This window comes from Aestuariivirga sp. (assembly GCF_046093005.1).
GTDB lineage: Bacteria > Pseudomonadota > Alphaproteobacteria > Rhizobiales > Aestuariivirgaceae > Aestuariivirga.
This window is the reverse complement of the sequence record NZ_JBJTER010000195.1, coordinates 1-25,525: the sequence shown is the minus strand read 5'-3', so window position 1 is coordinate 25,525 and position 25,525 is coordinate 1. Positions and strand designations below refer to the sequence as shown.

At 64.5% G+C, this 25,525-nt stretch carries 23 protein-coding genes; 12 read left to right on the top strand and 11 right to left on the bottom strand.

The genetic code is table 11. The features are described from left to right. Positions 1-20: 20 nt before the first annotated feature. Positions 21-1,265 carry a hypothetical protein gene (locus ACKOED_RS16425; protein ID WP_408917707.1) on the top strand — a complete coding sequence of 415 codons (1,245 nt, stop codon included), beginning with the start codon at positions 21-23 and terminating at the stop codon, positions 1,263-1,265. Between the two features lie 315 nt (positions 1,266-1,580). Here ACKOED_RS16425 and ACKOED_RS16420 read toward each other — a convergent pair whose 3' ends face one another. From ACKOED_RS16420 to ACKOED_RS16400, 5 genes are all read right to left on the bottom strand, one after another. Then, entirely contained in the window at positions 1,581-2,294 is a 714-nt protein-coding gene (locus ACKOED_RS16420; RefSeq protein ID WP_408917706.1) for a hypothetical protein, read from the bottom strand. Position 2,295: 1 nt separating this feature from the next. Next, on the bottom strand, positions 2,296-3,237 hold the full coding sequence (locus ACKOED_RS16415) for an aminotransferase class IV (RefSeq protein WP_408917705.1): 942 nt from the start codon (positions 3,235-3,237) through the stop codon (positions 2,296-2,298). A 65-nt stretch (positions 3,238-3,302) separates the two neighbouring features. Then, complete coding sequence (locus ACKOED_RS16410) at positions 3,303-5,180, bottom strand: monovalent cation:proton antiporter-2 (CPA2) family protein (RefSeq protein WP_408917704.1); 1,878 nt, start codon at positions 5,178-5,180, stop codon at positions 3,303-3,305. Further along, positions 5,180-5,779, bottom strand: a complete 600-nt coding sequence (locus ACKOED_RS16405; RefSeq protein WP_408917703.1) for an NAD(P)H-dependent oxidoreductase — start codon at positions 5,777-5,779, stop codon at positions 5,180-5,182. The genes ACKOED_RS16410 and ACKOED_RS16405 overlap by 1 nt, the downstream gene beginning before the upstream one ends. 110 nt (positions 5,780-5,889) lie before the next feature. Beyond that, complete coding sequence (locus ACKOED_RS16400; protein WP_408917702.1) at positions 5,890-6,168, bottom strand: DUF1153 domain-containing protein; 279 nt, start codon at positions 6,166-6,168, stop codon at positions 5,890-5,892. A gap of 181 nt (positions 6,169-6,349) precedes the next feature. Between ACKOED_RS16400 and mnmA the strand changes: the two genes are divergently transcribed. The 3 genes from mnmA (at position 6,350) to ACKOED_RS16385 (ending at position 9,796) form a co-directional block, all read left to right on the top strand. After that, positions 6,350-7,501, top strand: a complete 1,152-nt coding sequence (mnmA, locus tag ACKOED_RS16395) for a tRNA 2-thiouridine(34) synthase MnmA (RefSeq protein WP_408917701.1) — start codon at positions 6,350-6,352, stop codon at positions 7,499-7,501. A 67-nt stretch (positions 7,502-7,568) separates the two neighbouring features. Next, entirely contained in the window at positions 7,569-8,360 is a 792-nt protein-coding gene (locus ACKOED_RS16390) for a CDP-alcohol phosphatidyltransferase family protein (RefSeq protein WP_408917700.1), read from the top strand. Beyond that, positions 8,357-9,796 carry a phosphomannomutase gene (locus ACKOED_RS16385; protein WP_408917699.1) on the top strand — a complete coding sequence of 480 codons (1,440 nt, stop codon included), beginning with the start codon at positions 8,357-8,359 and terminating at the stop codon, positions 9,794-9,796. Before ACKOED_RS16390 ends, ACKOED_RS16385 begins: the two co-directional genes overlap by 4 nt. A gap of 17 nt (positions 9,797-9,813) precedes the next feature. On the opposite strand, the gene ACKOED_RS16380 is transcribed toward ACKOED_RS16385, so the two are convergent. Next, entirely contained in the window at positions 9,814-11,874 is a 2,061-nt protein-coding gene (locus ACKOED_RS16380; protein ID WP_408917698.1) for a PKD domain-containing protein, read from the bottom strand. 444 nt (positions 11,875-12,318) lie between these two features. Here ACKOED_RS16380 and ACKOED_RS16375 point away from each other — a divergent pair, with 444 nt between their 5' ends. Further along, positions 12,319-12,741, top strand: a complete 423-nt coding sequence (locus ACKOED_RS16375) for a YccF domain-containing protein (protein ID WP_408917697.1) — start codon at positions 12,319-12,321, stop codon at positions 12,739-12,741. A gap of 4 nt (positions 12,742-12,745) precedes the next feature. Here ACKOED_RS16375 and ACKOED_RS16370 read toward each other — a convergent pair whose 3' ends face one another. The 5 genes from ACKOED_RS16370 to ACKOED_RS16350 all read right to left on the bottom strand — a co-directional run bounded on the left by ACKOED_RS16370 (position 12,746) and on the right by ACKOED_RS16350 (position 18,298). After that, entirely contained in the window at positions 12,746-13,639 is an 894-nt protein-coding gene (locus tag ACKOED_RS16370; protein WP_408917696.1) for an ABC transporter permease, read from the bottom strand. Beyond that, positions 13,636-14,640 (bottom strand): ABC transporter permease, encoded by a 1,005-nt coding sequence (locus tag ACKOED_RS16365; RefSeq protein ID WP_408917695.1) that lies wholly within the window; start codon positions 14,638-14,640, stop codon positions 13,636-13,638. Before ACKOED_RS16365 ends, ACKOED_RS16370 begins: the two co-directional genes overlap by 4 nt. Continuing rightward, positions 14,633-15,718 carry an ABC transporter ATP-binding protein gene (locus ACKOED_RS16360; protein ID WP_408917694.1) on the bottom strand — a complete coding sequence of 362 codons (1,086 nt, stop codon included), beginning with the start codon at positions 15,716-15,718 and terminating at the stop codon, positions 14,633-14,635. Before ACKOED_RS16360 ends, ACKOED_RS16365 begins: the two co-directional genes overlap by 8 nt. A gap of 164 nt (positions 15,719-15,882) precedes the next feature. Further along, positions 15,883-17,043 (bottom strand): extracellular solute-binding protein, encoded by a 1,161-nt coding sequence (locus ACKOED_RS16355; RefSeq protein ID WP_408917693.1) that lies wholly within the window; start codon positions 17,041-17,043, stop codon positions 15,883-15,885. 181 nt (positions 17,044-17,224) lie between these two features. Beyond that, positions 17,225-18,298: a diguanylate cyclase gene (locus ACKOED_RS16350; protein ID WP_408917692.1), complete on the bottom strand. Its 1,074-nt coding sequence runs from the start codon at positions 18,296-18,298 to the stop codon at positions 17,225-17,227. 100 nt (positions 18,299-18,398) lie between these two features. Here ACKOED_RS16350 and ACKOED_RS16345 point away from each other — a divergent pair, with 100 nt between their 5' ends. From ACKOED_RS16345 to ACKOED_RS16315, 7 genes are all read left to right on the top strand, one after another. Further along, positions 18,399-19,334 (top strand): 3-keto-5-aminohexanoate cleavage protein, encoded by a 936-nt coding sequence (locus ACKOED_RS16345; RefSeq protein WP_408917691.1) that lies wholly within the window; start codon positions 18,399-18,401, stop codon positions 19,332-19,334. 22 nt (positions 19,335-19,356) lie between these two features. Continuing rightward, positions 19,357-20,430 carry an NAD(P)/FAD-dependent oxidoreductase gene (locus ACKOED_RS16340; RefSeq protein WP_408917690.1) on the top strand — a complete coding sequence of 358 codons (1,074 nt, stop codon included), beginning with the start codon at positions 19,357-19,359 and terminating at the stop codon, positions 20,428-20,430. After that, positions 20,427-21,245 (top strand): HAD-IIB family hydrolase, encoded by an 819-nt coding sequence (locus ACKOED_RS16335; protein ID WP_408917689.1) that lies wholly within the window; start codon positions 20,427-20,429, stop codon positions 21,243-21,245. Before ACKOED_RS16340 ends, ACKOED_RS16335 begins: the two co-directional genes overlap by 4 nt. 24 nt (positions 21,246-21,269) lie before the next feature. After that, entirely contained in the window at positions 21,270-22,034 is a 765-nt protein-coding gene (locus ACKOED_RS16330) for a sterol desaturase family protein (protein WP_408917688.1), read from the top strand. Positions 22,035-22,137: 103 nt separating this feature from the next. Next, positions 22,138-22,671 (top strand): hypothetical protein, encoded by a 534-nt coding sequence (locus ACKOED_RS16325; protein WP_408917687.1) that lies wholly within the window; start codon positions 22,138-22,140, stop codon positions 22,669-22,671. A 182-nt stretch (positions 22,672-22,853) separates the two neighbouring features. Further along, the gene (locus ACKOED_RS16320; RefSeq protein ID WP_408917686.1) at positions 22,854-24,641 is read left to right on the top strand and encodes a fatty acyl-AMP ligase; all 1,788 of its coding nucleotides are present in this window, start codon (positions 22,854-22,856) and stop codon (positions 24,639-24,641) included. 34 nt (positions 24,642-24,675) lie between these two features. Beyond that, positions 24,676-25,525, top strand: an 850-nt coding sequence (locus ACKOED_RS16315; RefSeq protein ID WP_408917685.1) for an NAD-dependent epimerase/dehydratase family protein, incomplete at its 3' end; no start/stop codon positions are given.

Genomic DNA, 25,525 nt, shown 5'->3' with positions numbered 1-25,525 from the left:
CCGGGCCACAGTGCCCGGCCATGGATAAGCCCGCCCCGCTGAGCCCCGGACAGGAAGCCATTCTCGACCGCCTGATCGCGCTGGCGCTGTGCGCTGGGCCGGTGATGGCGCAGACGGACAAGTATTTCTCCAACACCAGCCGCATCGTGGCGGCCAATGGCGATTCGCGCGTCACCTTCGCGGTGTTCATGCGCCGCCGCGTGGTGGCCGCGCTGGAGCCGGCGATCCGGCTGATCCGCCATTTCGTGCCGGATGTGGAGATCAAGCGCTTCTACCCCGAGGGCGGCATCGTGCCCTCCGAATCCAAGATGCTGGAGATCACCGGCTCGATGGCCAGGCTCTCCGAAATCGAGACGCTGATGCTGCAGAAGATCGGCTTTCCCTGTGTCTCGGCCAACAACGCCTATGAAATGTGCCGGGCGATGCCCGGTGTCGCGTTCATGGACATGCATGCCCGCCACGGCTCGGGCGCGGAGATGAACATCCTCGCCGCCTATGGCGCGTCGGTGGGCTCGGCGGCGGCCAAGCGCGCCGACCCCGCGGTCAAGGGCTTCGTCGGCTCCTCGCAGGACCTGACGGCGCCGTTCTTCGGCGCCGCCGCCGGCATGGGCACCATGCCGCATGCGCTGGTGGGCTACACCGATGGCGATGTGCTGAAGGCCATGCGGATGTTCGCGGCCAGCATCCCGGAAGCAACGTCGCTGACCGCGCTCGTTGACTACACCGGCCATGAGGTGACGGATTCGATCCGCTGTGCCCGCTGGTTCTATGACGAGGCGAAGCTTGACCGCGAAGGCAAGCGCTTCGGCGTCAGGCTCGACACCCATGGCGGCCGCTTCGCCGAGGGCCTCGATTACGAACGCTCGGTGGAAACCGTGGGCCACTGGCTGGGCGTGCAGGGCGAATACAATATCGTGGAGCAGGTGCTGGGCGGCCGCGCCTTCCAGCTCGACCCCAACAACATCCTGGTCGACAAGGTGCGCCGCATCCTGTTCGGCAAGGGCGTGTCGGCGGCCTCCATCATCCATGTGCGCCGGGCGCTGGACGAGGCGGGCTACCGCCAGGCGACCATCGTCGGCTCTTCGGGCTTCGACCCACAGAAATGCCAGATCATGGGCGCGGCGCGGGCGCCGCTGGACATGGTCGGAACCGGAAGCTTCCTGCCCGCGACGCTGACCGAAACCTACGCGACCGCCGATATCATCCGCTACGATGGCGTCCGCCGGGTGAAAGTCGGCCGCGAGTTTCTGCATGATCCGGGATGAGACGGAGACGCCGGCGGGCCCACGGCGCGCTACGGTATCATCTCCGGCTTGTTCAGCCCCGGGACGGCTCGCGCGGCGGTCCGCGCGCGCTGGCAGATCGAAAACAAACCGCACTGGTTGCTCGGCGCCCACTTCGCTGAAGACCCCTCAAGGGGGAAGAAAACCTGCGCTTGTTTCCATGGCAGCGGGCAATCATTGGTATGCATCTCAAACCACGGAATGCTCATCATGCCCGGTCAAGCCGGGCACTGACGGGTTTCTTGCTTCGAAAACCTGCGTTCGATTGATCGTCCGATGCTCCAGACTTATCTGGCTCTAAATCCGGAACGCCTTCAGTTTTTCATAGAACGGTTGCGCCTCGTCCGCGATGCGCTGCAGCGCCGGAGGCAGGGTAGACTGGTCCTGCGCAGGCCCACCAAACCCGCGTGAGGCCCACACCGCGTTGTACCAGTGCGGCGCCCAGACGCCATCGAAGGGTTTGGGCCCCGGCGGCCACATCAGCATGGATGTGTCGAAACCGATGCCGCAAGCGGTGCAGAGCCGCGCGAGAAGGGTCTCTGGATCAGCCAGAATGTCATCGGCATCGATCACCGGCGGCGCCCGGCCCAGATCATCGGCCACCATGTCGAAGATCTCAGCCTGCTCGATGAAGCCGATGTCGCGCAGGCTCACATCCGACCATTTCTTCGTGTAGCTGGCGAGGACGCGCCGCGGATCGCGGATCAGAAACGCGTTGGTGAGGCCCTTGATCCAGCCGCGGTCATAGCCTTTCAGCATGTGATGGGTCATGTGCTTCTGATAGAAAACGGGTCTTTCGGCGGGGGTCAGGCATTTCCTGACCAGGCTGGTCCAGTCGCTGTCGCCAGCCGCGATGATCTCGTCCCGCATCGGATGGTCGTTGCCGTGGTGGACGAGCGAAAAGGCATAGAAGGGCTCGTCCCAGGCGGTGCAGTCGGGACGGTTGCCGAAGGAATACATCATCGCCGTGGAGATGTTGCGTGGCCCGGACCACATGGCGATGATGGTCATGCTAGAGGCTCCGCCGCGCATCGCGGGTGCAGAGTTCCTTGTAGGCCGCCGACAGCTGCCGCGAGATGGGGCCTGGCCCCTGCCACGGCGCATCGGACAGCGGGTGGCGCACCGGCCGCCCGTCGATCACCCGCACCGGAATAAGGCCTGCGAAGGTGCCGGTCACAAAGGCCTCATCCGCGCCGTAGACGTCATAAAGCGAGAACTGCTTCTCGAACGCCGGAATGCCGAGCTCGTTCGCCAGCCGGATCATGTTTCCGCGGGTAATGCCGGGGATGCAGTATTGCCCGGTCGAGGTCCAGAGCTCGCCGCGGCGGACGATAAAGAAGTGCGTCGAGTTGCAGGTGGCGACGAAGCCCAGGGGGTCCAGCATCAGCGCTTCGTCGGCTCCGGCATTGGCGGCCTGGATGCAGGCGGTGATGCAGTTCAGCTTGGAATGCGAGTTGAGCTTCTGGTCCTGCACGTCCGGCGCGCCGCGCCGCACATTGACCGTGTGAAGCGACAGGCCGTTTTCGAACTTCTCCGGGTTGGGCGTCTTGTATTCCGGGATGATGACGATGGTGGGCGCTGAGATCGTCACCCGCGGGTCCTGGTAGGGGGTCGCCTTCACGCCGCGCGTCACCATCAGCCTGATGTGCACGCCGTCCTGCATGCGGTTGGCATCGAGGCAGTCGAACAGCCGCGCCACCAGCTCTTCGGGGCGAAGGCCGATGTCCATGAAGATGGCCTTGGCGCCTTCATAGAGGCGCTCAATGTGCTCGCGCAGGAACGGCACACCGCCTTTGACCAGCCGCAGCCCTTCCCACACGCCGTCGCCCAGGATGAAGCCTGAGTCGAATACCGAAACGGCCGCCTCCGCGCGGGGCATCAGCCGGCCATTGACGGAAATCAGAATTTCCAGATTACGGGGATCGATTTTGACGTCGTGAATATTCTCTGCCATCTGGCCGGCTTTCCCGAAACAGCTATGAACCGACTTCTACCGCCTGGACAGCCCAAAAGGAACGCTCACGGCGCGGGCGGCTTGACGGCGGCGGGCTGGGCGTCGGGCGCTTCCCAGGCATGGTCGGTCGCCACACTGGCGCCGCTGGCGTCGGTGGCCAGCACCCGCTCGATCTCCTCGCGCCCCTGGCGCGCGATGTCGATCAGCCGCTGGGTGTCATCGACATGCTTGGCGCCGCGGCGCAGCAGCTCCTCGTCATGGGACTTGAAGCGGCGGGCGGCGCGGCGGGCCTCGAAGGGGTGGACGCCAAGCCTGACAAGAAGCTGCTCACCGAGATCGACGGATGACGCGAAGACTTCCCGGTGCACGTCCTCCACCCCGGCGTTGAGCAAGCGGTAGGCGTGAACCCGGTCACGGGCGCGCGCGAAGATATGGAGGCGGGGAAAATGCCGGTGCGCCGTTTCGGCGATTTCCAGGGCCTTTTCCGGGTCATCGATGGCGATCACCAGCGCCTGTGCTTCCGCCGCCCCGGCCGCTTCCAGCAGATCATGGCGCGAGGCATCGCCATAATAGACCTTGAAGCCGAATTTGCGCAGCGCGTCGATCTGCTCCGCGTCATGGTCGAGCACCACGGCGCGGATGCCGCTCGCCTGCAGCAGGCGGCCTACCGTCATGCCGAAGCGGCCATGGCCGGCAATTATGACCCTGGCGCCGGTGTCCTCGATCTCGTCGCTGGCCCGCGCTTGCGGCTTGCCGGCAAAGCGCGGCTGCATCACCCGCGCGTCGAAGATCATCAGAAGCGGCGCCGCCGCCATGGAGAGGGCGACGACCGCGACGAGGAGGCCCGATTGCGGCGGATCGAGCAGCCGGAGGCCCGCCGCGAAGGAAATCAGCACGAAGGCGAACTCGCCACCCTGCGCCAGCGAGAAAGAGAAACGCGAGGCGTCAGGCCCGCTCATTGCGAACAGCCGGGCCAGCAGGAACAGCACGCCCAGCTTGAGCAGGATGAAACCCAGCACCAGACCGAGGATCAGAAGCGGCTGGTTGAGCAGCAGCGAGAAATCGATGCCGGCCCCCACCGCAATGAAGAACACCGCCAGAAGCAGGCCCTTGAAGGGCTCGAGGTCCATTTCCAGCTCATGGCGGTATTCGCTCTCGGCCAGCACCACGCCCGCCAGAAAGGTGCCGAGTGCGGCCGAAAGCCCCACCAGCTGCATGAGCAGCGCGATGCCGACGACCATCAGCAGGGCGAGGCCCACGAACACTTCGCGGATGCCGGTGTCGGCCACGAAACGGAACAGCGGCCGTGTCAGGAACCTGCCGGCCAGCACCACGATGGCAACCGCCGCCAGAACCGCCAGGGTCTGTGCCCAGCCGGGAAGATCGCCGATCAGGGTTGCGCCATGCGCGTCATGCGGCTGGGCGGTGGCGAGCAGCGGCAGGAACGCCAGGATGGGGATGACGGCAATGTCCTGGAACAGCAGCACCGAGAAGCAGGACTGGCCCGCCGCCGTCTTCAGCAGTCCGCGTTCGTTAAGGCTTTGCAGCACGATGGCCGTCGACGACATGGCGAGAATGAGGCCGGTGGTGAGCGAGGCCTGCCAGCTGAAGCCCAGCGCATAGGCGCCCAGGCCCAGAACAAGGGCCGTCACCACCACCTGCATGCCGCCAAGCCCGATGATTGGCCGCCTGAGCGCCCAGAGCTTGGAGGGTTGTAACTCGAGGCCAACAAGAAACAGCATCACCACCACGCCGAACTCGGCGAAATGCATGACATCGGCGCCCTCGCGGCCGACAAGCCCCAGAACCGACGGACCGATCACCATGCCGGCCACCAGATAGCCCAGCACCGAACCCAGCCCCAGCCGGGTGGCCAGCGGCGCGGCGATGACGGCCGCGCTGAGATAGACGAATGCGCCAAGCAGCAGGTCTTCCGGGTGCATCAGCGCGCCTTCCTCGCAAAAGCCGGGGGCAGGGTGAAACCGGGCGCCAGGCGCGACAGCGGGTCGATGGTTCCATCACGCAGGCCGATGATCAGGTCCCGGTAGGATTCGGCGGCGGTGGAAAGTTCAGCCGGAGGCAGGCGGCGGCCCGCATGGATCACGAAAGGGTCGAGATAGGCCATCGAGCAGAGATAGGCCGTCTGGTTGAAAGGGCTCAACAATTCGGTGATCTCGAAGCGGTTGCGCCCGCCGTGCCGGTAAGCCTCCTGGGGGCCGCCCGTGGAAATGGCGGACATCAGGAAGCGCCCGGCAAGCTGGGTGCCGCCCGGACCATAGGCCCAGCTGTTTTCCAGCACCAGATCCTCCCACTCCTTGATGATGGCGGGTGAGGAATACCAGTAGAACGGGTGCTGCAGCACGATTACGTCATGCGCCAGCAGGCGCTCTTGCTCGCGGGCGGCATTGATATCGAAATCTGGATATTCGGCGTAAAGGTCGGCGATGGTAACGCCGTCCAGCCCGCCGATGGCCCTCAGCATCGCGTGCTGCACGACGGAGGCATTGCTGCGGGGGTGGGCAAAGAGAACCAATATCTTCATGGGCCGCATGTTGGCACATCATGCGGTTGGCATGAAGCCTCTGCTGCGCGGGCATGCGAAAGGGGTTGGCCTCGACAGTGCCAACCCCTTCACACGGCCTACAGGCCGGATCAATTGGCGCGATAGTCCTGAATGCGGGTGGTTCTCAGTCCCGCCAAGCCGTGGCGGTCAATGGACCGCTGCCAGCTCAAATATTCTTCAACCGTGAGGACATAGCGCTCGCACGCTTCCTCAAGACTCAACAAACCGCCGCGAACGGCCGCCACGACCTCCGCCTTGCGGCGGATTACCCAGCGCTGATTTCCAGCCGGGGGCAGGTCGGCGACCGTCAGCGGACTGCCATCGGGCCCGATGACGTAGTTTACGCGGGAACGCAACTGACCGCTCATGAACAGAACTCAACCACTACGCAACTACTCACACGGACCAACCTAGGCGCGGCATCTTAAAATTCGCCTAAGTAGTCTTGAAGAATTCGCAAATCCGGAGGCCGCCGCGGTCTCATTTCAGCACACCCCGGGCAGGGGGACGGTTTACATTCGCGGCCGGATCGCCCATCTAGGCTTCATCATGATCGGTCAGGCATTGATTGATGGCGTTCGCGAGACCATGGGTGTGGCGGGTGACCCTGCCGCGATCCGGGTGGTGTGCGCCATGTCGGGCGGCGTCGATTCCACGGTGACCGCCGCCTTGCTGAAGGCGGCCGGTTTCGATGTGGTCGGCATTACGTTGCAGCTTTACGACCATGGCGAGGCGGTGCGGCGCAAGGGTGCGTGCTGCGCGGGCCAGGACATCCACGATGCCCGCCGGGCCGCCGCCGCGATCGGTATTCCGCACTATGTGCTGGATTTCGAGTCGCGGTTCCGCGAAGCAGTGATCGACTCTTTCGTGGACAGCTATCTGGCCGGCGAAACGCCGGTTCCCTGTGTGACGTGCAACCGGACGGTGAAATTCGCCGATCTGCTCGCGCGGTCGCATGAGCTTGATGCTGTGGCGCTGGCCACGGGACATTATGTGGAAAGCCGGGCGCGGCCCGGAGTTCCCGGCCGCCGCGACATGTTCACCCCCGCCGATCTGGCGCGTGACCAGAGCTATTTCCTGTTTGCCACCACCCAGAGCCAGCTCGATTACCTGCGGTTTCCGTTGGGCCGCCTGACCAAGGCGGATACCCGCGCCATTGCCGCAGGCCTCGGGCTGGCGGTGGCGGACAAGCCAGACAGCCAGGACATCTGCTTCGTGCCGGACGGCCGCTACGCGGACCTGATCCTCAAACTCAGGCCCGAGGGCGCCGAGCCTGGCGACATCGTCGATCTCGACGGCAGGGTGCTGGGGCGGCATGACGGCATCATCCACTTCACCATCGGGCAGCGCCGCGGTCTGGGCCTCGGTGGCGGCGAACCGCTCTATGTGGTCAAGATCGATGCGCCGGCCCGCCGGGTTGTGGTCGGTCCGCGCGGCGCGCTTCGCCAGACGGATATCCGCCTCTCGGCGGTCAATTGGCTGGGAGAGGAACCTTTGGGCGAGGCGCCGCAGCCTGTGTACGCCAAGATCAGATCGGCGAAGCCCGCCGTGGCAGCCTCCGTCGGGCTTCTCGGTAACCGGCCGTCAGTGACTGTCGCCGGCGGCGAATATGGCGTTTCGCCGGGCCAGGCTTGCGTGCTTTATGAGGGCGAGGGGCCTGGCATGCGGGTATTGGGAGGAGGTTTCATCGCCCGGGCTTGATGGCGGCGGCATTTGCCTTGCGCGGCCTGCCTTCCTATAATCATATCCATCAGGGAGTAGCGTCGTCTTGGCCAAGCTCAACCTAAACCCCAACATCGACCGTGATGTGAAGAAGGGCGTCGCCTGGGCGGTGCATGCCTTCACCACCTGCGGCATCGTGCTGGGCTTCCTGGCGCTGGTCGCGGTGCTGCAAAACGATCCGGTGGCGGCTTTCATGTGGCTTGGCCTGGCGCTGTTTGTCGACGGGGTTGACGGAACACTGGCCCGCAAGGCGCGGGTTCTCGAATACACCCCGAATGTCGATGGCCGGACTCTCGACAATGTAATCGACTATTTCACCTATGTCGCGGTGCCGGCGCTCATGGTCTACTGGTTCAACATGACGCCGCTGGACTTTGGCTTTTCCGGCCAGACATGGAGCCTGATCTCGGCGGCGGCGATCATGGCGGTGTCGTGCTACACTTTCGCCAATGTCGGCATGAAATCTGACGACTACTATTTCGTGGGCTTTCCGGCGATCTGGAATGTGGTGGTCATGTATTTCTTCATTCTGCAGACCGGGCCCCTCACCAATCTGATCACCATCGCCGCGCTGTGCGTCCTTACCTTCATTCCGGTGAAATTCGTACATCCCTTGCGGGTGACCGACTGGCGCCCGGTCACCATTCCGATGACAGTGCTGTGGGCCGCCATGTCCTTGAGCCTGATCATCCAGGCCAAGGACCGCAGCGATTGGGGCCTGGTCGAGGATGTGCAGCTCTGGGTTTGGGTTGCGACGAGCATCTACTTCTTCTTCATTTCCGTCTGGCGGACTTTCTTCAAGAAAGGCGAAGATGAAGGCGATGGTCACGCGGCATGAGTTCCCGTCAGATCAGCCTCGCGGAGCTTGCGGCCCATAGCGGCGTGAGTTTCGGAACCAGCGGGGTGCGCGGCCTCGTGGTGAACCTGACGCCCGGCCTCTGCGCCGCCTACACCATGGGCTTCCTGTCCGTGGCGCCGTCCGCCACGCGCTGCCTGCTCATCGGCCATGATCTGCGGCCGAGCAGCCCGGACATCGCCCGCGCCTGTCACGCCGGGGCCCGCGCCCTGGGGTGGAAGACCGTCAGCGCCGGAGCCTTGCCGACGCCGGCACTCGCCCATGCCGCACAAAGCCTCGGCCTGCCCGCCGTGATGGTGACGGGAAGTCACATCCCGTTCGACCGAAACGGCATGAAATTCTACCATCCGCATGGCGAGATCACCAAGGCGGACGAGCAGGCGATCCTCTCCAGCCAGGCGCCGGCGGACCTCCATGATCTGCGCGCGCCAGAGGCACTGCCGGATGTGGACCCAGCGCCGCTCGCGCTCTATCTCGAAAGATACCGCAAGGTTTTCGCGCCGGATGCGCTTCGGGGCCTGCGCATTGGAGTCTATGAGCACTCCTCGGTGGCGCGCGATCTTTTGCACGATCTGCTGCGATCATTGGGCGCCGAAACCATTGGTCTTGGCCGCAGCGACGCGTTCGTCGCGGTCGATACAGAAGCGGTGCGCGCCGAAGACCGGGCGAACGCCGCCGCCTGGGTGCGGCAGCATGGGCTCGACACCGTGGTCACCACCGATGGCGATGCTGACCGGCCGCTGGTTGCGGACGAACACGGCGAGTGGCTGCGCGGCGATGTTCTGGGAATTCTCTGCGCCCGCGCGCTTGGAGCGGGCAGCGTGGTGACGCCGGTAAGCAGCAACACCGCGCTCGAACTCTGCGGCAGCTTTCCGGAGGTTCTGCGCACCCGGATCGGTTCGCCCTATGTGATCGAGGCCATGGCGCGGGCCAGCCGCGATCCGGTTGCCGGCTTCGAGGCCAATGGCGGCTTCCTGCTCGGCAGCGACGTGACGATCTCCGGCCACACGCTTTCGGCCCTCAGGACCCGTGATGCGATGCTCCCCATCCTCCTGGTCCTGGCCGTGGCCAACCGGGGGGGAGGGCGGCTCTCGGCGCTGTCAGCCGGACTTCCCAGCCGCTACACCTTCAGTGACCGGTTGCAGAACATCGATCCGGCGGCCTGCCGCGCGCTGCTCTCCGGCGAGGCGGATGTGGCGCGGGAATTCGCCATGTTGCCAGGCCTCGAGAACGCCGCCGTCGCCGCCATCGACCGGACGGACGGCTTGCGCCTCTCATTTTCGACGGGCGACATCCTGCATCTCCGGCCATCCGGCAACGCGCCGGAACTGCGCTGCTACGCCGAAGCCGCAAGCCCGCGGCGGGCGGAAGAGCTGTGCCGACAGGCGCTCGCAAGAATTGCGCCGCGGTCCGGCTGAGCCTCCCCCGCCGTTCACTAGCGGCATGTTTCCACGGCGGGCAGGGCGCTGGCGTCGAAGGTGTGGCCCGGCACCCTGATCCTCGTCACGGTCAGCCCGAGGCAGCCGCTTTTTCTGATCGCGGGGGAGCTCAGAACTGCCTCGCCCCGGCTGTTTGTGCGCACGGTGGCGCTGCCGCTGACGCTCCCGCTCCAGGCGGCCCGCACGATCGCACCCCTCAGAAATTTGCCGTTCTGGTCAACCACTCTCAGAACCGCGGTTGCGCGGCTTGAGGGTTTCGCTGGCTGCGGCAAGATGCGGATTTCGCTGACGATGGCTGTCTTCGCCGCAGCCGCCGGCTGCACGGTTATCGTCTGGGTGGCCGTTGAACTCAATCCGTTTTCATCGATCACGGTGACCCGGGCGGCATATTGGCCTGGCTTCTGATAAGTCTTTTGCGCCGTGCGGAGCGTTCCGGTGGTGTCTCCGGTGCCGTCGCCGAAATCCCAGTAATAGAGGCGGATACGCTGGTTCCCGGCCGAGTGGCTGGCGTCCAGCGTCACCGACAGCGGGGCCCGCCCGGCCGCCGCCGACGCCGTCAGAACGGCGTCCGGCGCGGAGCTGCCCGCCGCCGTATAGCGCGCCGAAAGCCGGTAGAAGCCGACGCTGCCATAAGCCGAATAGCCCGAGGTGGCGGGGTCGCGATTGCCCGATGGCCTGACTTCCAGGAAATAAGCGCCCTGCGCAGGGATGTGGAAATTGAGGGTGGCGCTGAGCGTGTCCGCCGGGTTGCTGGTCGCGAGAAGATTTCCGGCCGCATCGTAAAGCAAGAGCGAGAGGTCGGCGTTGGGCGAGCGCGCGGCGGGGGCGGCGGTGGCGGAGAGAAGCCCGCTTCCCGCCGAGATGGCGAACATGTCGCGGTCAGTCTCGGTCTCGATGACGCCGTCCATGCTGCCCGACGCCACGCCCAGCGCAAGGCTTTCCCGGAAACTGGATGCCGCGCCCGGTTCGCCACCGTGATCGTCGGGGCGCAGCGGCAGCCCATAGCTCTGGGCGATGGCGAAATCGTCCTGTTGGTTGTTGGCGCCGCGATACTCGCCGCGGCTGAACTGCACGATCGTCCTGTGGTATCCGGAGCCCATGATGGGCGCCCAGCTGGTGGCCGTATTGCTGCCATGGCCTTCGTAATAAGCGGCGGTCGCGGTGCCGTCGTGCAGGAGCCCGACATTATGCCCGATTTCGTGCGATATCGCCTCGGCCACGAATTTCTCATCGCCGCCTCCCAGCGCGTCATAAAAAACCAGCGCCGGCTTGTAGAAGTCGGTCGTCATGCCGAAGACGCCCACATAGGCGACCCCGCCGCAATTGCAGGAGTATACGCCCGCCCGGCGGGTGATGAGCGCGACGGCGCCGTACTCCGGATCGGTCATCGAAGACCGCGTGATCTTCCCGGGAGGCGGCGCCTCGGTGGTCACGTTGATGTCGAAGGGCGCGAAATCCTCCGCAACCCGCTGCCAGATGTACTGGATCTGCTGCATCTCCGTTGTCGAAAAAGCGGCGTTGCCGTTGATGTCGAAACCGGCGGCCGCGATGGAGCTGCCAGTCATGTTCCATGCGGTGCCGCTCAAGTCCGCGCCGTCAAAGTCGAGGTAGAGCGTCTTCTGCGAACCGGGCTTGCTGTGCAGCCTGAACGTCTGGTCCAGCGGGGCAAGCGCGCCGTCCCGCGCGTCCTGTCTGGCGGCGCGCGAGGACGCACCGCGCAACGGCTGTTTGATCTCGTCGACCACCAGCAGGCGCCCGGTCCGGTCAATGCGCAGGCGGCGGTCGGCGAGCAGTTCGGCGCGCAGGTGGCGCTCCGACTTGCCGTACCAGGCGGCGACCGCTCCGAGCCGGGAGCCGAGCCGGTCGATGGCCTCCTGGCCGCCGACCTGCCTTGCGCCAACATTGAGCTTCATCTTCGGAAACGCCGGCCGCATCCTTTCCTGGACTCCCGGCTGCTGGGCCCGGCCATCGGCCGCCGCCGCGGCGAGGAAAGACAAGAAAGCCGCAACCGCCAGAAGGCGGGCGCAGGCCTTGGAGAAACGCAACGCAACTAACATATGAACCTGCCTAGCTTGTTGGGTTCCGCCGTGGGCTCCGCCGTTTACGGAAGCCGTAAGCGCCGCCGGGATAACTAGGCAAAATTGTAAGTTACGATTACGTCAGCTTACAAGAAAAGCCCCGCGGAATGGATCACCCGGCGTAAACTAGAAAACAAAAATACAAGTATTTATATTTGCCGGAAAAGCCCGCGTAATTCAGTCGCGACTTGTTAAGCATGCGAGGCGGCGCGTTCCGGGGCTTTGCGGGGCCCGCCCGGGAGCGGCAGCCGCGGCTCGAGGAAAAACCGCCGCAACATCATGGTTTTTTGCCGCCACAGCCAGGAGTTCACCGAAACGGAGCCCGCAAAGGCGCTCCGGCCCGGAAAACTCCGGCATGGCGCTGAAAAACGGTGGAATTGACGTCTTCGTCACCCCATATTGATGAGGTCGATGGAGGGTCTGATGTCGCTTGTTCTTAACATCCTGTGGATCGTGCTCGGCGGCGCCTGGATGGCGTTTGGCTGGCTGGTGGCTGCCGGGATCATGATGGTTACGATTGTCGGAATCCCGTGGGCACGGGCGGCCCTCAACATTGCGCTCTACACCCTGATGCCGTTTGGTTACCAGGCGGTTCCGCGTGATGCCCATACCGGCCAGGAAGACATTGGCACCGGCGCGCTCGGCATGTTGGGCAACATTCTGTGGCTCGTGCTTGCGGGGTGGTGGCTGGCGCTGTGCCATGTGATCACCGCCGTCATGCTGGCCGTGACGATCATCGGCATCCCCTTCGCCTGGGCCCATCTCAAGCTGGCTGGCATCTCGCTGTGGCCGGTGGGCAAGATGATCGTGCCCAAGGACGGCGGCATGCCCGCCCATCGGGTGTAACTGCCTATTTGAGCCCGGCTGCCCCGGCTTCGCCGAGATCGCTGCGCTCGGCGATCTTCGCGCGTTGCTTGGCGCTTTCGGCCTGGGCTTCCTCGCGGCGCTTCATCGCCTCATAGATGATGGCGCCGATGAGCGAGAGGCCGATGATGATGACCGCCAATGCGGAAAGCGCCGGGGTCGTTCCCTGGCGCACTTCGCCCGCGAGGACCGTCACCAGCGTCTTGTCCGCGAGGATGGCGAAGGTCGTGGTATTGTAGTTCTCGAAACTGGATAGAAAGGCGATGACCGCCGCCGAGATCAGCGCCGGCTTCAGGAACGGCAGCAGGATGTGCCAGAAGACCTGCGGATGCGAGGCGCCGAGATCGAGGGCGGCTTCCTCTTGGGCGCGGTCGAAACGCTGCAGCCGGGCCATGATGATGAGCAGGGCATAGGCGGCCACAAAGCTCGACTGGCCGAGGATGGCAAGAATGATGCCCTTGTAGAATGTGGCCTTGGTAAAGTCCGTCAGGCCCATCATGTCTTTCCAGAAGATCACCGTCGAAATGCCGATGATCACGCCGGGGGTGAGCACTGGCGAAACCGTGACCAGATAGAAAAATCCCCGGGCCCGGTGGTAGATTTGATTCATGATGATGGACGCCGCCAGCCCGACGGGCACCGACACCGCGACCACGCCCAGCCCGATGATGATTGAGTTCCACAGGCCCTCCATCATGGCCCGGTGGTTCCACAGTTTCACGAACCATTGCAGCGTGAAACCCTCAAAAGGATAGGCGGTTGGGTAGTTCGGCGTGTTGAAAGCAGTAACGCTCATCACCGCCAGCGGCCCGAAAAGGTAGAGGAAAAAGAGCGCGATATAGAAGCCGATCATGCCCTTCATGACAGTCCGGGAGGTCACTTGATCGTCTCCCCGAGCGAGACCTTGAACAGCCGCAGCATCAGCATGACGAAGGCGATGCAGGCGGCGAGCAATATGAAGGCGTAAGCCGCGCCGCGCGGCCAGTTGAAGGCCTGGAAGAAGAAGTCATAGACAATCGAGGTGAACCACAGCGTTGAAGGACCGCCGAGGAACTGGGGTGCGGCGAGCGAGCCCGCCGCCAGCATGAACACCATGGTGCAGCCCGAGGCGATGCCGGGCTTGGCATAGGGAATGACCACGTCGCGGTGGATTTTCCACCATGGCGCGCCGAGGTCCCGCGCGGCTTCGATCTGGTTCTTGTCCAGGCTTTCGATCGCGTTATAGAGCGGAAAGATCATGACCAGCAGATACGCGTAGGACAGGCCCACATAGAGCCCCACGTCCATGGCGAGGAAGTCAACCGGCTTGTCGGTGATGCCGAGGCCCATCATGGCCTGGTTGATGAGGCCCTTGGAGGCCAGTAGCAGGCGCAGCGAAAAGGCGCGCAGGATCTCGTTCACCCAATAGGGTACGATCAGGCACAGCATGATCAGCCGCACCTTCTGCGCGGTTCCGGCTTGCGCCATGTAGTAGGCGAGCGGATAGCAGAAGGCGAAGTTGAAGGCCGTCACCAGCACCGAGGCGATGATGCTGAAGACGAAGGCGCCCATGTGGTTGGTGTTCCAGGTGCCGTCGGTCGGCGTCACGAAGAACGACTTGTATTGTTCCAGCGTCAGCACATCGTCGGGGCCGCCGCGCTGGGTGGGCGGCAATTTTGGATGGAAGCTTTCGACCACCATGTAGAGATAGGGCAGGGTGACGAGAAACAGCGTCCAGAACGCGACCAGCGCGATGAACACAACGCCCAGAGCCGTTCCGTTACGCTCGAAGAAGCCCTTGTGGGTCGGGTCGTGGGCAAGCTTGCGCTCCGCCCGGGCCATCGCCCAGAATATGGCGATAACCACGACCGGGATGAGGAAGACGATGAGGCGGCTACTCACGGGCCATCTTTCCGTCAGGCAGGACCACGCTCATCGCCGGATCGTAATGGATGGCCGCCAACTCGCCCTGCGTGGGAATGCGGCTGCCGCCATGGCGCGCCACGGTGACCGTGATGTCCTTCTTGGTGGCGCCCTTCAGGAACACATGCGTGGCGTTGCCTTCGAAGGCGGCCGACAGCGTATCCGAGGAAATCGTGGCGCCGGCCTCGCCCGCGCCCAGCTTGAAGCTCTCGGGGCGCACGAACAGGATCGCCTTGTCGCCCGCCTTCAGGTTTTTCGGGTTACGGCCGCGCAGCGGGCCATGGGCGGTTTCGATTGCCGCGAAGTCCTGATCGGCGTTCACCACGCGGCCGGCGAACGGATTGTTCTCGCCCACGAAGGAAGCGACGAACGGCGTATCAGGATTGTCATAGACGGTCTTGCCGTCCGCCACCTGCTGGATGACGCCGTCCGACATCACCGCGATGCGGTCCGACATGGTCAGCGCTTCGCCCTGGTCATGGGTGATGTAGATGAAGGTGATGCCCACCTGCTGCTGGATGGCGCGCAGTTCGTTGCGCATGTGCTGGCGCAGCTTGAGATCAAGCGCGGACAGCGGCTCGTCGAGCAGCAACACCTTCGGCTGCACGGCGAGCGCGCGGGCGATGGCGACGCGCTGCTTCTGTCCGCCGGAAAGCTCGCTCACCAGCTTGGCGCCCTGGTCGGGGAGGGCGATCAGGGACAGAAGTTCCCCGGCTTTCTTCATCCGCTCGGCCTTGGAGACGCCGCGCACCCGGAGGCCGTAGGTGATGTTTTCCGCCACCGTCATCAGCGGGAACAGGGCGAGGTTCTGGAAGATCAGCGCCGTCGGGCGTTTGTTGGGGCCGATCCCGGCCATGTCCTGGCCGCCGATGCGCACGGTTCCGGCGGACGGGTCGAGAAAGCCGGACACGGTCCGCAGAATGGTGGTCTTGCCGCAACCGGATGGCCCCAGGAAGGAGAAGAACTCCCCACCCTTGATGGCAATGGTCGCATCATCGACGGCCGTGAATTGGCCGAAGCGAACGGTCACATGATCGAGTTCGACGCCAGCGCTCATGCGCTCACCACCCCTGATTCACCAGACGGCATTTTCCGCCTGCGGCTCTTTTGATCCGACTTTCTATCGAAGTGGCCGCGAATTCAAGTAGAGCCAAACGCCACCCCAAAAAGAACCAGCCCCGTTGCCGGGGCTGGATTGTTTCCTGTAATCGAAAGAGGGGCTTAGGCGGCCTTGAACTTGTCCGCATACTGGGTGCGGAGCTCGGCGAACCATGACGGCTCCGGCGGGCGGTGCCACAGGTTCTTCAGCGCATCGCCCGGATAGGCTTCCTGGAAGTTCTTCTTGGCGGTCTCGGAGAGGAGCGCATCCGCACCCGTCACCACCGGGTTGTAGCCCGAGCCTTCGGCCACAGCCGCAGAGGCTTCCGGCGTCTGCAGGTATTCGAGCAGGGCATAGACCTGATCGACGTTCTTCGCCGCCTTGACCAGCGACAGGCCGTCGAGCCAGGTGATGGCTCCTTCCTTGGGCGCCTGGTAAGACACCGGCTTGCCTTCCTTCTTGAGCGAAAGCGCGGGGCCATCCCAGGTCTGGCCGATCCACACGTCGTTCTCCATCAGGCCCGACTTGGTGTTGTCAGCCGAGTCCCAGAACTGCTTGATCCAGGGCTTGTGCTCAAGCGCGACGGGGAGGATCTGATCATAGATCTTCTTCATCGAGTCCGGATCCTTGAACGCGTCAAGCATGCGGTTGGTCGGCATCTTGCCGTTGCCATCCATCCACAGGCCGATGCCCAGGAGCAGCGAGTGCGGACGGCCCTGCACATGGCCCTTCACGTCCTCGGCCCACAGCGAGCCGAAGCTCAGATCGGCCGGATTACCCTTGTAAAGGTCGGTCCGCCACGAAATGGCTTCCGTGCCCCAGCAGTGCGGCAGGTGATGGAGGCCGCCGTCCCATGTCCACACGCTGGTCGAGCCTTCGAGCATGGACGGGATCAGGTTGCCGACGTTCTTCATCTTGTTCATGTCGAACGGCGCGAGCACGCCAAGGTCCTTGAACTGTGGCGCGCGGTCACGCGTCGGCTGGCACAGGTCGAAGCCTTCGCCGCCCGTGGCCTGCAGCTTGTTGATCTGCTCTTCGTTCTGCGAGAACGGCGTCTGGTTCACCTTGATGCCGGTGGCCTTTTCGAAGTTCGGCAGCACCGGATCGGGGAACTCGTCCGACCACATCAGCAGATTGAGCTCGCCCGAGGACGAGAGCGCCTGCTTGCTGTAAAGCGGGCCAGCAAGACCGACGGCGCCGAGCGCGGCCGCGGACTTGAGCAGGGCACGGCGCGACAGCGCCGCGGCGCGGATGGTCTCCTGCGCTGAAGTAAGCTTCTTCATTCGAGATATTCCTCCGTGTTCGCTGGGGCAGAAGCGCCCGCACGTCTAGAAAAAAGCTTTCCCGGCCGGTATGACCGGCTTCTTCTTTCATTTCAATAGAATATGACGATCTTGCGACACTGCGCAATGGGCTTCTTGGGATCGCTCTTTTAGTTAATCTAAAGGCTAACCCCAAGGCAGGTCAGGCCGCCACCCGGTTGCGGCCGCCTGTTTTTGCCTCGTAAAGCTTGGAGTCGGCCCGGGTGACCAGCCCGCTCGTGCCCTCGCCCTCGTTGAGCTGGGCCACCCCGAAAGAGGCGGTAACCCGCAACAAGGTGTTGGGCGCGCCCGGCTTCTGCCACACCTGCTGTTCCAGCTGCGCTTTGATATGGGCAGCCACCTTCAAGGCGTTCTCCAGCGGCGTAGCGGGCAGGATCACCGCGAATTCCTCGCCGCCGTAGCGGGCAACCGTATCGCGGCCCTTGACGTTGCTGGAAAGGATCCGGGAGAACCAACGAAGAACGTCATCACCCGCCGGATGGCCGTAACGGTCATTGATGGCCTTGAAATGATCGATGTCGGCCAGAATAAGCGACAGGGGCTGGTTGCCGCTGCGGCTGGCGGCCACCTGCGCCGAGAGGATCACGTCGAAGCCGCGCCGGTTCTTGAGGCCGGTCAGCGGGTCGCTTACGCCTTGGGCCTCGGCGGTCGCGAGGTTGGTCTTGAGGCGCTCGATCTGGCGCTGCGAGTTTTCGAGATTGGCCTGCAGATTGGCGGTGCGGGCCTTCATCTTCTCGTTCTCGATCATCAGATAGGAGATGATGATCCGCACCTGCTCGGCCTTCAGGCTCTCATGCAGGTTCTCCTTGGCGCGGTCCAACGCCACCGAGAAGTTCTCATTGGCGTCGGCGTGCTGGCGGAGCAACAGAAGCAGCTTGGCCACTTCGGTCTGTACGATGGTCTGATCATCGCTGGTGAGAACCCCTGGCGGGGTCATGGCCTCGGGCGACAGCAGCTGGGTGCCGGCCGGTGTGCCGGCTGGCTCGTCGGGCTTTCTCAGCGCGTCCCAGGCGATGCTGACAAGGGTTGCCGCGAGAAGCAGCGTCACCGCCCCCAGTTCGAGCGCCTGACTGTAGGCTAGCTGATCCGGGGCCTGGATCAGATAGAGCGCGCCGAGCCCCGTCAATCCGGAGACCACCGCAAGCAGAATGCGCAGCTTTGAGTTCATGGCGGGCGCGTATACGCAGGTGTTGTTCACCCGAGACCTAGCTGTCACGGCTTGCCGCAAGCTTGCAGGGGGGCATGCGCAAACTTCCGCGTGACGCGGGCCGCCCGCCCCGTTAGTTTGCCGCCAGAGAGCGCCAAGGGAGGTTTGCATGCGTAAGAAATCAAAAACCATTATCACCTGCGCCATCACGGGTTCTATCCATACGCCCTCGATGTCGCCGCATCTGCCGGTGACGCCCGACGAGATCGCCCGCCAGGCGATCGACGCGGCGGAGGCTGGCGCCGCCATCCTGCACCTCCATGCCCGCGACCCCGAGAATGGCCGGCCGTCACCCTCGCCGGACACCTTCAACAGCTTCCTGCCGCGCATCAAGCAATCCTGTAACGCCATCGTGAACATCACCACCGGCGGCGGCCAGGGCATGACCATCGACGAGCGCATCGCGGCGGCCGAAACCTTCTCGCCGGAAATGACCTCGCTCAACATGGGATCGATGAATTTTGGCCTCTACCCGATGCTGAACCGCTACAGCGCCTTCAAGCATGAATGGGAGCGCGCCCATCTCGAAAACTCCAAGGACTATATCTTCCGCAACACCTTCGGCGACATCGAGAAGATCCTGGAGCGGCTGGGCAAGGGCCATGGCGTGCGCTTCGAGTTCGAGTGCTACGACGTGGGCCACCTTTACACGCTTGCCCATTTCCTGGATCGCAAGCTGGTGACGCCGCCGCTGTTCGTGCAGACCATTTTCGGCATTCTGGGCGGCATCGGCCCGGACCCGCAGAATGTGCTTGTGATGCGCGAGACCGCCGAGCGGCTGTTCGGCGACCAGTATCACTGGTCGGTGCTGGCGGCGGGCCGCTTCCAGCTGCCCTTCACCACCATGGCGGCCACCATGGGCGCCAATGTCCGGGTTGGACTGGAGGACAATCTGTTCCTCGGCAAGGGCCAACTGGCGCCGTCCAACGCGGCACTCGTCGCCAAGATCAGGCATATTCTTGAAGAGCTGTCGATCGACATCGCTTCGGCGGACGAAGCGCGCGTCATGCTCGACACCAAGGGCGCGTCCAGCGTGAAGTTCTGACGGCGCACCCGGAGACAGGCCAATGCCAAAGCGCGTCATCGTGGTGGGATCGGGGATCATCGGGGCCTCGCTCGCCTGGCATCTGGCGAAGGCCGGGGCGGAGGTTGTCGTGGTCGAGGCGGAGCAGCCGGGCGGGCTCGCCACCCGCGCCAGCTGGGCCTGGATCAACGCCAGCTGGGGAAATCCCGCGCCCTATTTCCGTCTGCGCCTTCGTTCCATGGCTGAATGGCGGCGGCTCGCAGGCGAGATTCCGGACCTCGGGGTTAACTGGTGCGGCGGGCTCATCTATGACCTTCCGGAAGCCGAACTCGACGCCTATGCCGCCGAACGCGCCGCCTGGGGCCATCCGATCCGCCGTGTTGGCCGCGCGGAGATCGCCGAGATCGAGCCCAATCTCGCCGATCCGCCGCTCCATGCCTATCATGTGGAAGGCGAAGCCATGGTGGAACCGCTGGCCGCCGCCGAGGCGCTGCTGCAGTCAGCTGTGGCGCTGGGCGCTGAACTCCTGCCCGAGACCCCTGTCAGATGGCTGGCGGAAGAGCATGGCCGGGTTGTGGGGGTGATGACCGAGGAAGGCGTGATCCATGCCGATGAGACCGTGGTGGCTGCTGGTGCAGCCACCGCGCAGCTTCTGGACAGTGTCGGTGTGACCCTCAGGATAAGCACGCCCGCAGGCCTCCTTACCCATTCAAACCCGGCCCCGAAACTGTTGAACGGCCTCGTCATGGCGCCCGGCCTGCACGTCCGCCAGACCGCCGAGGGCCGGCTGGTGGCCGGCACCGATTTCGCCGGCGCCGATCCTGAGGATAATGCCGAAGCGCTCGCCGCCGATCTGCAGGCCAAGGTCGAAACCATGGTGAGAGGGGCGGCGGGACTGGGCCTCGATTTCTGCACACTCGGCTTTCGCCCGACACCCGCGGATGGTTGGTCCGCCATCGGGCGCCCGCAGGGCCGGACGGGACTCTATACGGTTGTCACCCATTCCGGCGTGACCCTCGCGCCGGCGCTTGGCTTGTTCGCAGCCACGGAGATCATGACCGGCGAACGCGACCCGCTGCTCGCAACCTTCGCGCCTGACCGTCCGGGCCTCACATGACCATGCAACCCCTGGCAGATGCGCCGCGGAACCTGCTTGCCGGCATCACGGCGGTGCTCACCGACATCGACGACACGCTGACGCTGCACGGGAGGCTTCCGGCCGAGGCCTATGACGCGTTATGGAAACTGCGGCATGCCGGGCTGAAGGTTGTCCCCATCACCGGGCGGCCGGCAGGCTGGTGCGATATGATTGCCAGGCAATGGCCTGTCGATGGCGTGGTTGGCGAGAACGGCGCCTTCTACTTCCGCTATGACGATGAGGCGCGGCGCATGATCCGTGTCTATGCGCAGCCGGCTTCGGAACGGCAGGAAAACACCGAACGACTTTGGAAGATCGCCAGGCGCGTGCTCACCGAATTTCCCGGCACCGCTATCGCGTCCGATCAGGCCTATCGCGAGATCGACGTCGCCATCGACTTCTGCGAGGACGTGCCGCCCTTGCCGCTCGCCGCCGCGCAGCAGATTGCCGAGACCTTTCACAAGGAGGGTGCGGCCGCCAAGGTATCCTCGATCCATGTCAATGCCTGGTTCGGCAGCCATGACAAGCTCACCATGAGCCGCCGGTTCCTGAGCGAAGTCTTTGGCATCGATGTTGATCGTCATGCCGCGCGCATCGCCTATTGTGGCGACTCGCCCAATGACGCGCCGATGTTCCAGGCCTTTCCGGTATCGATCGGGGTGGCCAATATCCGCCCCTATGCCCGGTTGATGGCGCATCTGCCGCGTTACGTGACGCTGGGCGAAGGCGGCCACGGCTTTGCCGAATTCGCGTCCGCCGTGCTTGCCGCAAGGCGGCCGGACCGGCGGGAGTGAAATCATGGACCTGGATCGCCGCTGATGGACTATCTGGCTTCGTTGCTCACTTATAAGGGCCTCATCGTGCTGGCGGCGTTGCTGCTGCTGTTGGCGCTGGAGCGGATGTTTCCGGTCGCCAGGGCGATTGGCGGCTTGAAGCGGGTGGCAAAGAACCTGTCGCTCGCGGGCCTCAATGCGGTGCTGTCCTGGGCGGTGGTGGTTCCGGTTTCGGCTCTGGCCGCGTCCTACGCGCTCGGCTGGCGGCCTGCATGGTGGAGCGGCTGGCTGGGGCTGGGGCTCGATCTCTTGCTGCTCGATTGCTGGATCTATTGGTGGCATCGCGCCAACCATCGCTGGCCGCTGCTGTGGCGTTTCCACGAGGTCCATCACCTCGACCAGTTCCTCGACGCCAGCTCGGCGCTGCGCTTTCATTTCGGCGAGGTGCTGTTGTCCTCGCTGGTGCGGGCGGGGGTCATCTTGCTCCTCGGCGTGCCGCTGCTGAACGTGGTGGTGTTCGAAACGCTGCTGGCGCTGTCCGCCATGTTTCACCATTCCAATGTGCGGCTGCCGCCGCGGGTCGAAAAGGCGTTGTCTCTGGTCATCGTCACCCCCTCGATCCACTGGGTCCACCATCATGCCATCCGGCGGGACACCGATTCCAACTATTCATCCCTGCTTTCGGTGTGGGACCGGCTGTTCGGGAGCCGTAGCTCTACCCGGCGCAGCCCGGATATGCCGATCGGCACCGAGGGTTTGAGCGACCGGGCGCTGTCAGGGCTGATCGCACGGCCCTTCGAGCACCGCTAAGGCATGCTGGCACGGTTCGTGCACAGGTTGCTTACAAATCGAATCAATCGTGCCGCCAGTCCCGGATCGGGACAGGGGGCAGCGCCAGAAAGGGACGGCAAGCGTGGTTAAGCCCGTCGTCAGGCAGGAACAGGACGCACTCGCCGCGGCGGTCCGCGACGCGCGGCTTGCGGAAGCCGCCCATTTTGAAGCAGCCCTCGACCTGCGGGACTCCAAATCGCTGCGCCTGCAAATCCTCAAGGATGATTTGCTTCCGGCCGTGCAGGCTTCGCCGGAAGCGCGGGACCTGTTTGATCTCACGCTGCTGCCCGGCGAACCGCCAAAACTCTGGGTTGATCTGACGTCCTATGTCCTGATGGAGCCGGATCACCGCACCTACCGCTTCATCCAGGACCGCCAGGACCGGCGCGAAATCCTGTTCGAGTCCGCCGACCGCGAGCAGGCCGCCGCCGCCATCCGCCGCCACATGGCGCACCGGCTGGTGGCGCGGGACCGGCAGGCGGCATCACTGCCGCCGCCGCCGGTACAGACGGGCTACAGCACCGCTTCGCTCATTCTGGCGTGGATTTCGGGACTGGCATTCGGGGCCCTCGCCCTGCTCGCGGCCGCATTGTATGTTGGGGTTCTAAAATTCTGATATTATTGAATTTTTTACTTTTGCGCCGACCGTTACATTCTGCAACAACATGTGATTTCCGCCGACTCCCCACTCCTGTTAGGTAAAACTTCGTAGAAACGCTGCTGTTGGATTTGAGCATGGGGTTTCTACCGCAAGAGTTGTCAGGTGGGTCGACCGGGGGGTAGCTGATGAATGGCGCGTTGAAGCGGAACAGTCTGTCCGAGGCCTTGGGCCCGGTGACGCCGACCTCAAATCGCAGCCTTGCTCAGAATCTCGCTGGTTTCGGATCGCTGACCGAGGGTCTGGATTACGCCGCCCAGGGGGTGACCGGGTTCAATTTCTTCTCCTCGCGTGGCGCTCTCGAGACATCGCTGCCCTATGCCGAGATGCGCCGCCGGGCGCTGACCGCCGCGCGGAAATTACTGTCGCTCGGGCTGAACCGGGGAGACCGGGTGGCGGTCGTCGCGGAAACAGGCCCGGAATTCGTCACTTTGTTTTTCGGCTGCCAATATGCCGGCCTCATTCCCTGTCCGCTGCCCTACACGATGTATATGGGCGGCAAGGACGCCTATGTTGAGCGCATCGCCGGCATGCTGACGGCGGCCGGCGCCGAGACCGTGGTGACCGGGCGTGATTTGCTCGGCCATGTTGCCGAGGGCGCGGCGCGGGCCGGCGCGAAACGGGTCCTGACGCATGATGAAATCGAGGCGCTGCCGCAGGCCGCCACCAAGCTTGAGCCGTTCCGCCCGGACGAGGCCGCCTATATCCAGTATTCTTCCGGTTCGACCTCGTGCCCCAAGGGTGTGCTGATTTCTCAGAGCGCCATCATGGCCAATGCCCGCGGAATATTGCGCGAAGGTCTGAAGCTGGCGCCTGATGACCGCGCTTTCTCGTGGCTTCCGCTCTACCATGACATGGGGCTGGTCGGCTTCTGCCTGTCGCCGATGCTCGGCCAGGTGAGTGTCGATTTCATCGCCACAGGCACCTTCGCGCGGCGGCCCGCGCTTTGGCTGTCGTTGATGTCGAATATCGGGTCCACCGTCACCTACGCGCCGAGCTTCGGCTATGATCTTGCGGCACGCCGGATCAATGGCGAGGCCGTCACCCTCGATCTCTCGCGGCTCCGCGTGGCGGGAATCGGCGGTGACATGGTGCGCGCTGACGTCCTTGACCGGTTCACGGATACGCTGTCGGTTGCCGGCTTCCGGCCCGAGGCGTTCCTGCCGAGCTACGGCATGGCCGAAACCACGCTGGCCATCTCTTTCGCAAGCTTTGCCAGGCCGGTGCGCATCGATGCCATCGACCGTCATGCGCTGAAGACCGAGGCCCGCGCGGTTCCGGCGAAAGGCGGCAACGCCCGGCGCTTCGTCGTTTGCGGCCGGCCGCTGGCCGAAAGCGCCGTCGAAATCCGCAACGAACATGGCCAGGCCCTGGGCGAGCGGCTGGTTGGCCGCATCTTCGTGAAGACCCCGAGCCTGATGTCAGGCTATTTCCGCGACGATCAGGCGACATCCGCGGCCGTCGGGCTGGACGGCTTCCTCGACACCGGCGACATGGGCTACTGGCTGGACGGCGAGATCGTGATCACCGGCCGCGCCAAGGATTTGATCCTCCACAACGGCCGCAACATCTGGCCGCAGGATATTGAGTGGGCTGCCGAGCATCTCGAGGCCCTGCGAGCGGGAGATGTCGCCGCCTTCGCCATCGAGGGCGAGAACGGCGATGACGAGGTCGTGGTGCTGGTCCAGTGCCGGTTGCAGGATTTGGAGGCCATCGAGGGTCTCCGCCGGGACGTTGCGGCGGTTGTGCACCGCGGCGCCGGCGTTGAATGCAAGGTTGTGATGGTGCCGCCGAAGAGCCTGCCATTCACCTCATCGGGCAAACTGTCCCGGGCCAGCGCCAAACAGAAGTTCTTGTCGGGCGAGATCGCTGAAATCACCGCCATGCCGTTCGCGGCCGAGGCGGCTGGCTTCGCGGCGGCGCTCTGAAGTCCAGCCGTCAGGCGGCGGCCCGTCCCGAGACATGAGTGCGACTGTTGCCATAACCGGAGCAACCGGCTTTGCAGGCCAGCATGCGGTCGCGGCGCTGCTGAGCCGCGGCAGCCGGCTGCGCGCGCTGGTCCGTGATCCGGCCAGGGCCGCCCTGCCGGCGTCCGTCGAGGTGATCGGCGGGAGCCTCGCCGACCCGGCGGCGCTCCAGCGGCTGGTGAACGGGGCCGATGCGGTGGTGCACCTCGCCGCGGCTCTCACCGCGCTGAACCGGGAGGGCTATTTCGAGGTCAATGCGCGGGGCACCGCGGCGCTGACCGACGCGGCGCGCAAGGCGGGCGTGCGCCGCTTTGTGCATGTCTCTTCGCTCGCCGCCCGCCAACCGCAACTCTCCGCCTATGCCGCCAGCAAACGGCAAGCCGAAGACACGGTGGCCGCGCAAATGGCCGAACTCAATGCGGTCATCGTCCGGCCGCCGGCGGTTTATGGCCCCGGTGACCGCGCCACCCTGCCGCTGATCAGGGAGCTCACCCGGCCGGTGGCTGCAATTCCCGGCTTGCCGCGGGCACGCTTCTCGCTGCTCTATGGCCGCGACCTCGCGCGCCTTCTGGTCAAGGCCCTGGATGACGGCTTGCGCGGCATCCACGAATTGAGCGACGGCAAGCCCGGCGGCTATTGCTGGAACGACATGATTGCCGCGGCCAGCAGCTTTCGCGGCGCCCCCGTGCGGCCGCTGTTCCTGCCCCGGGCCTTGCCGGCCGCGGTGGCGGCCGGCGCCGAGGCCCGGGCCCGTCGTTCGGGCAAGCCCGGCATGGGCACCCGCGGCAAGATCGCCGCACGCTATCACGCCGACTGGGTGAGCCGGGGGGGCAGCCTGGCGCGGG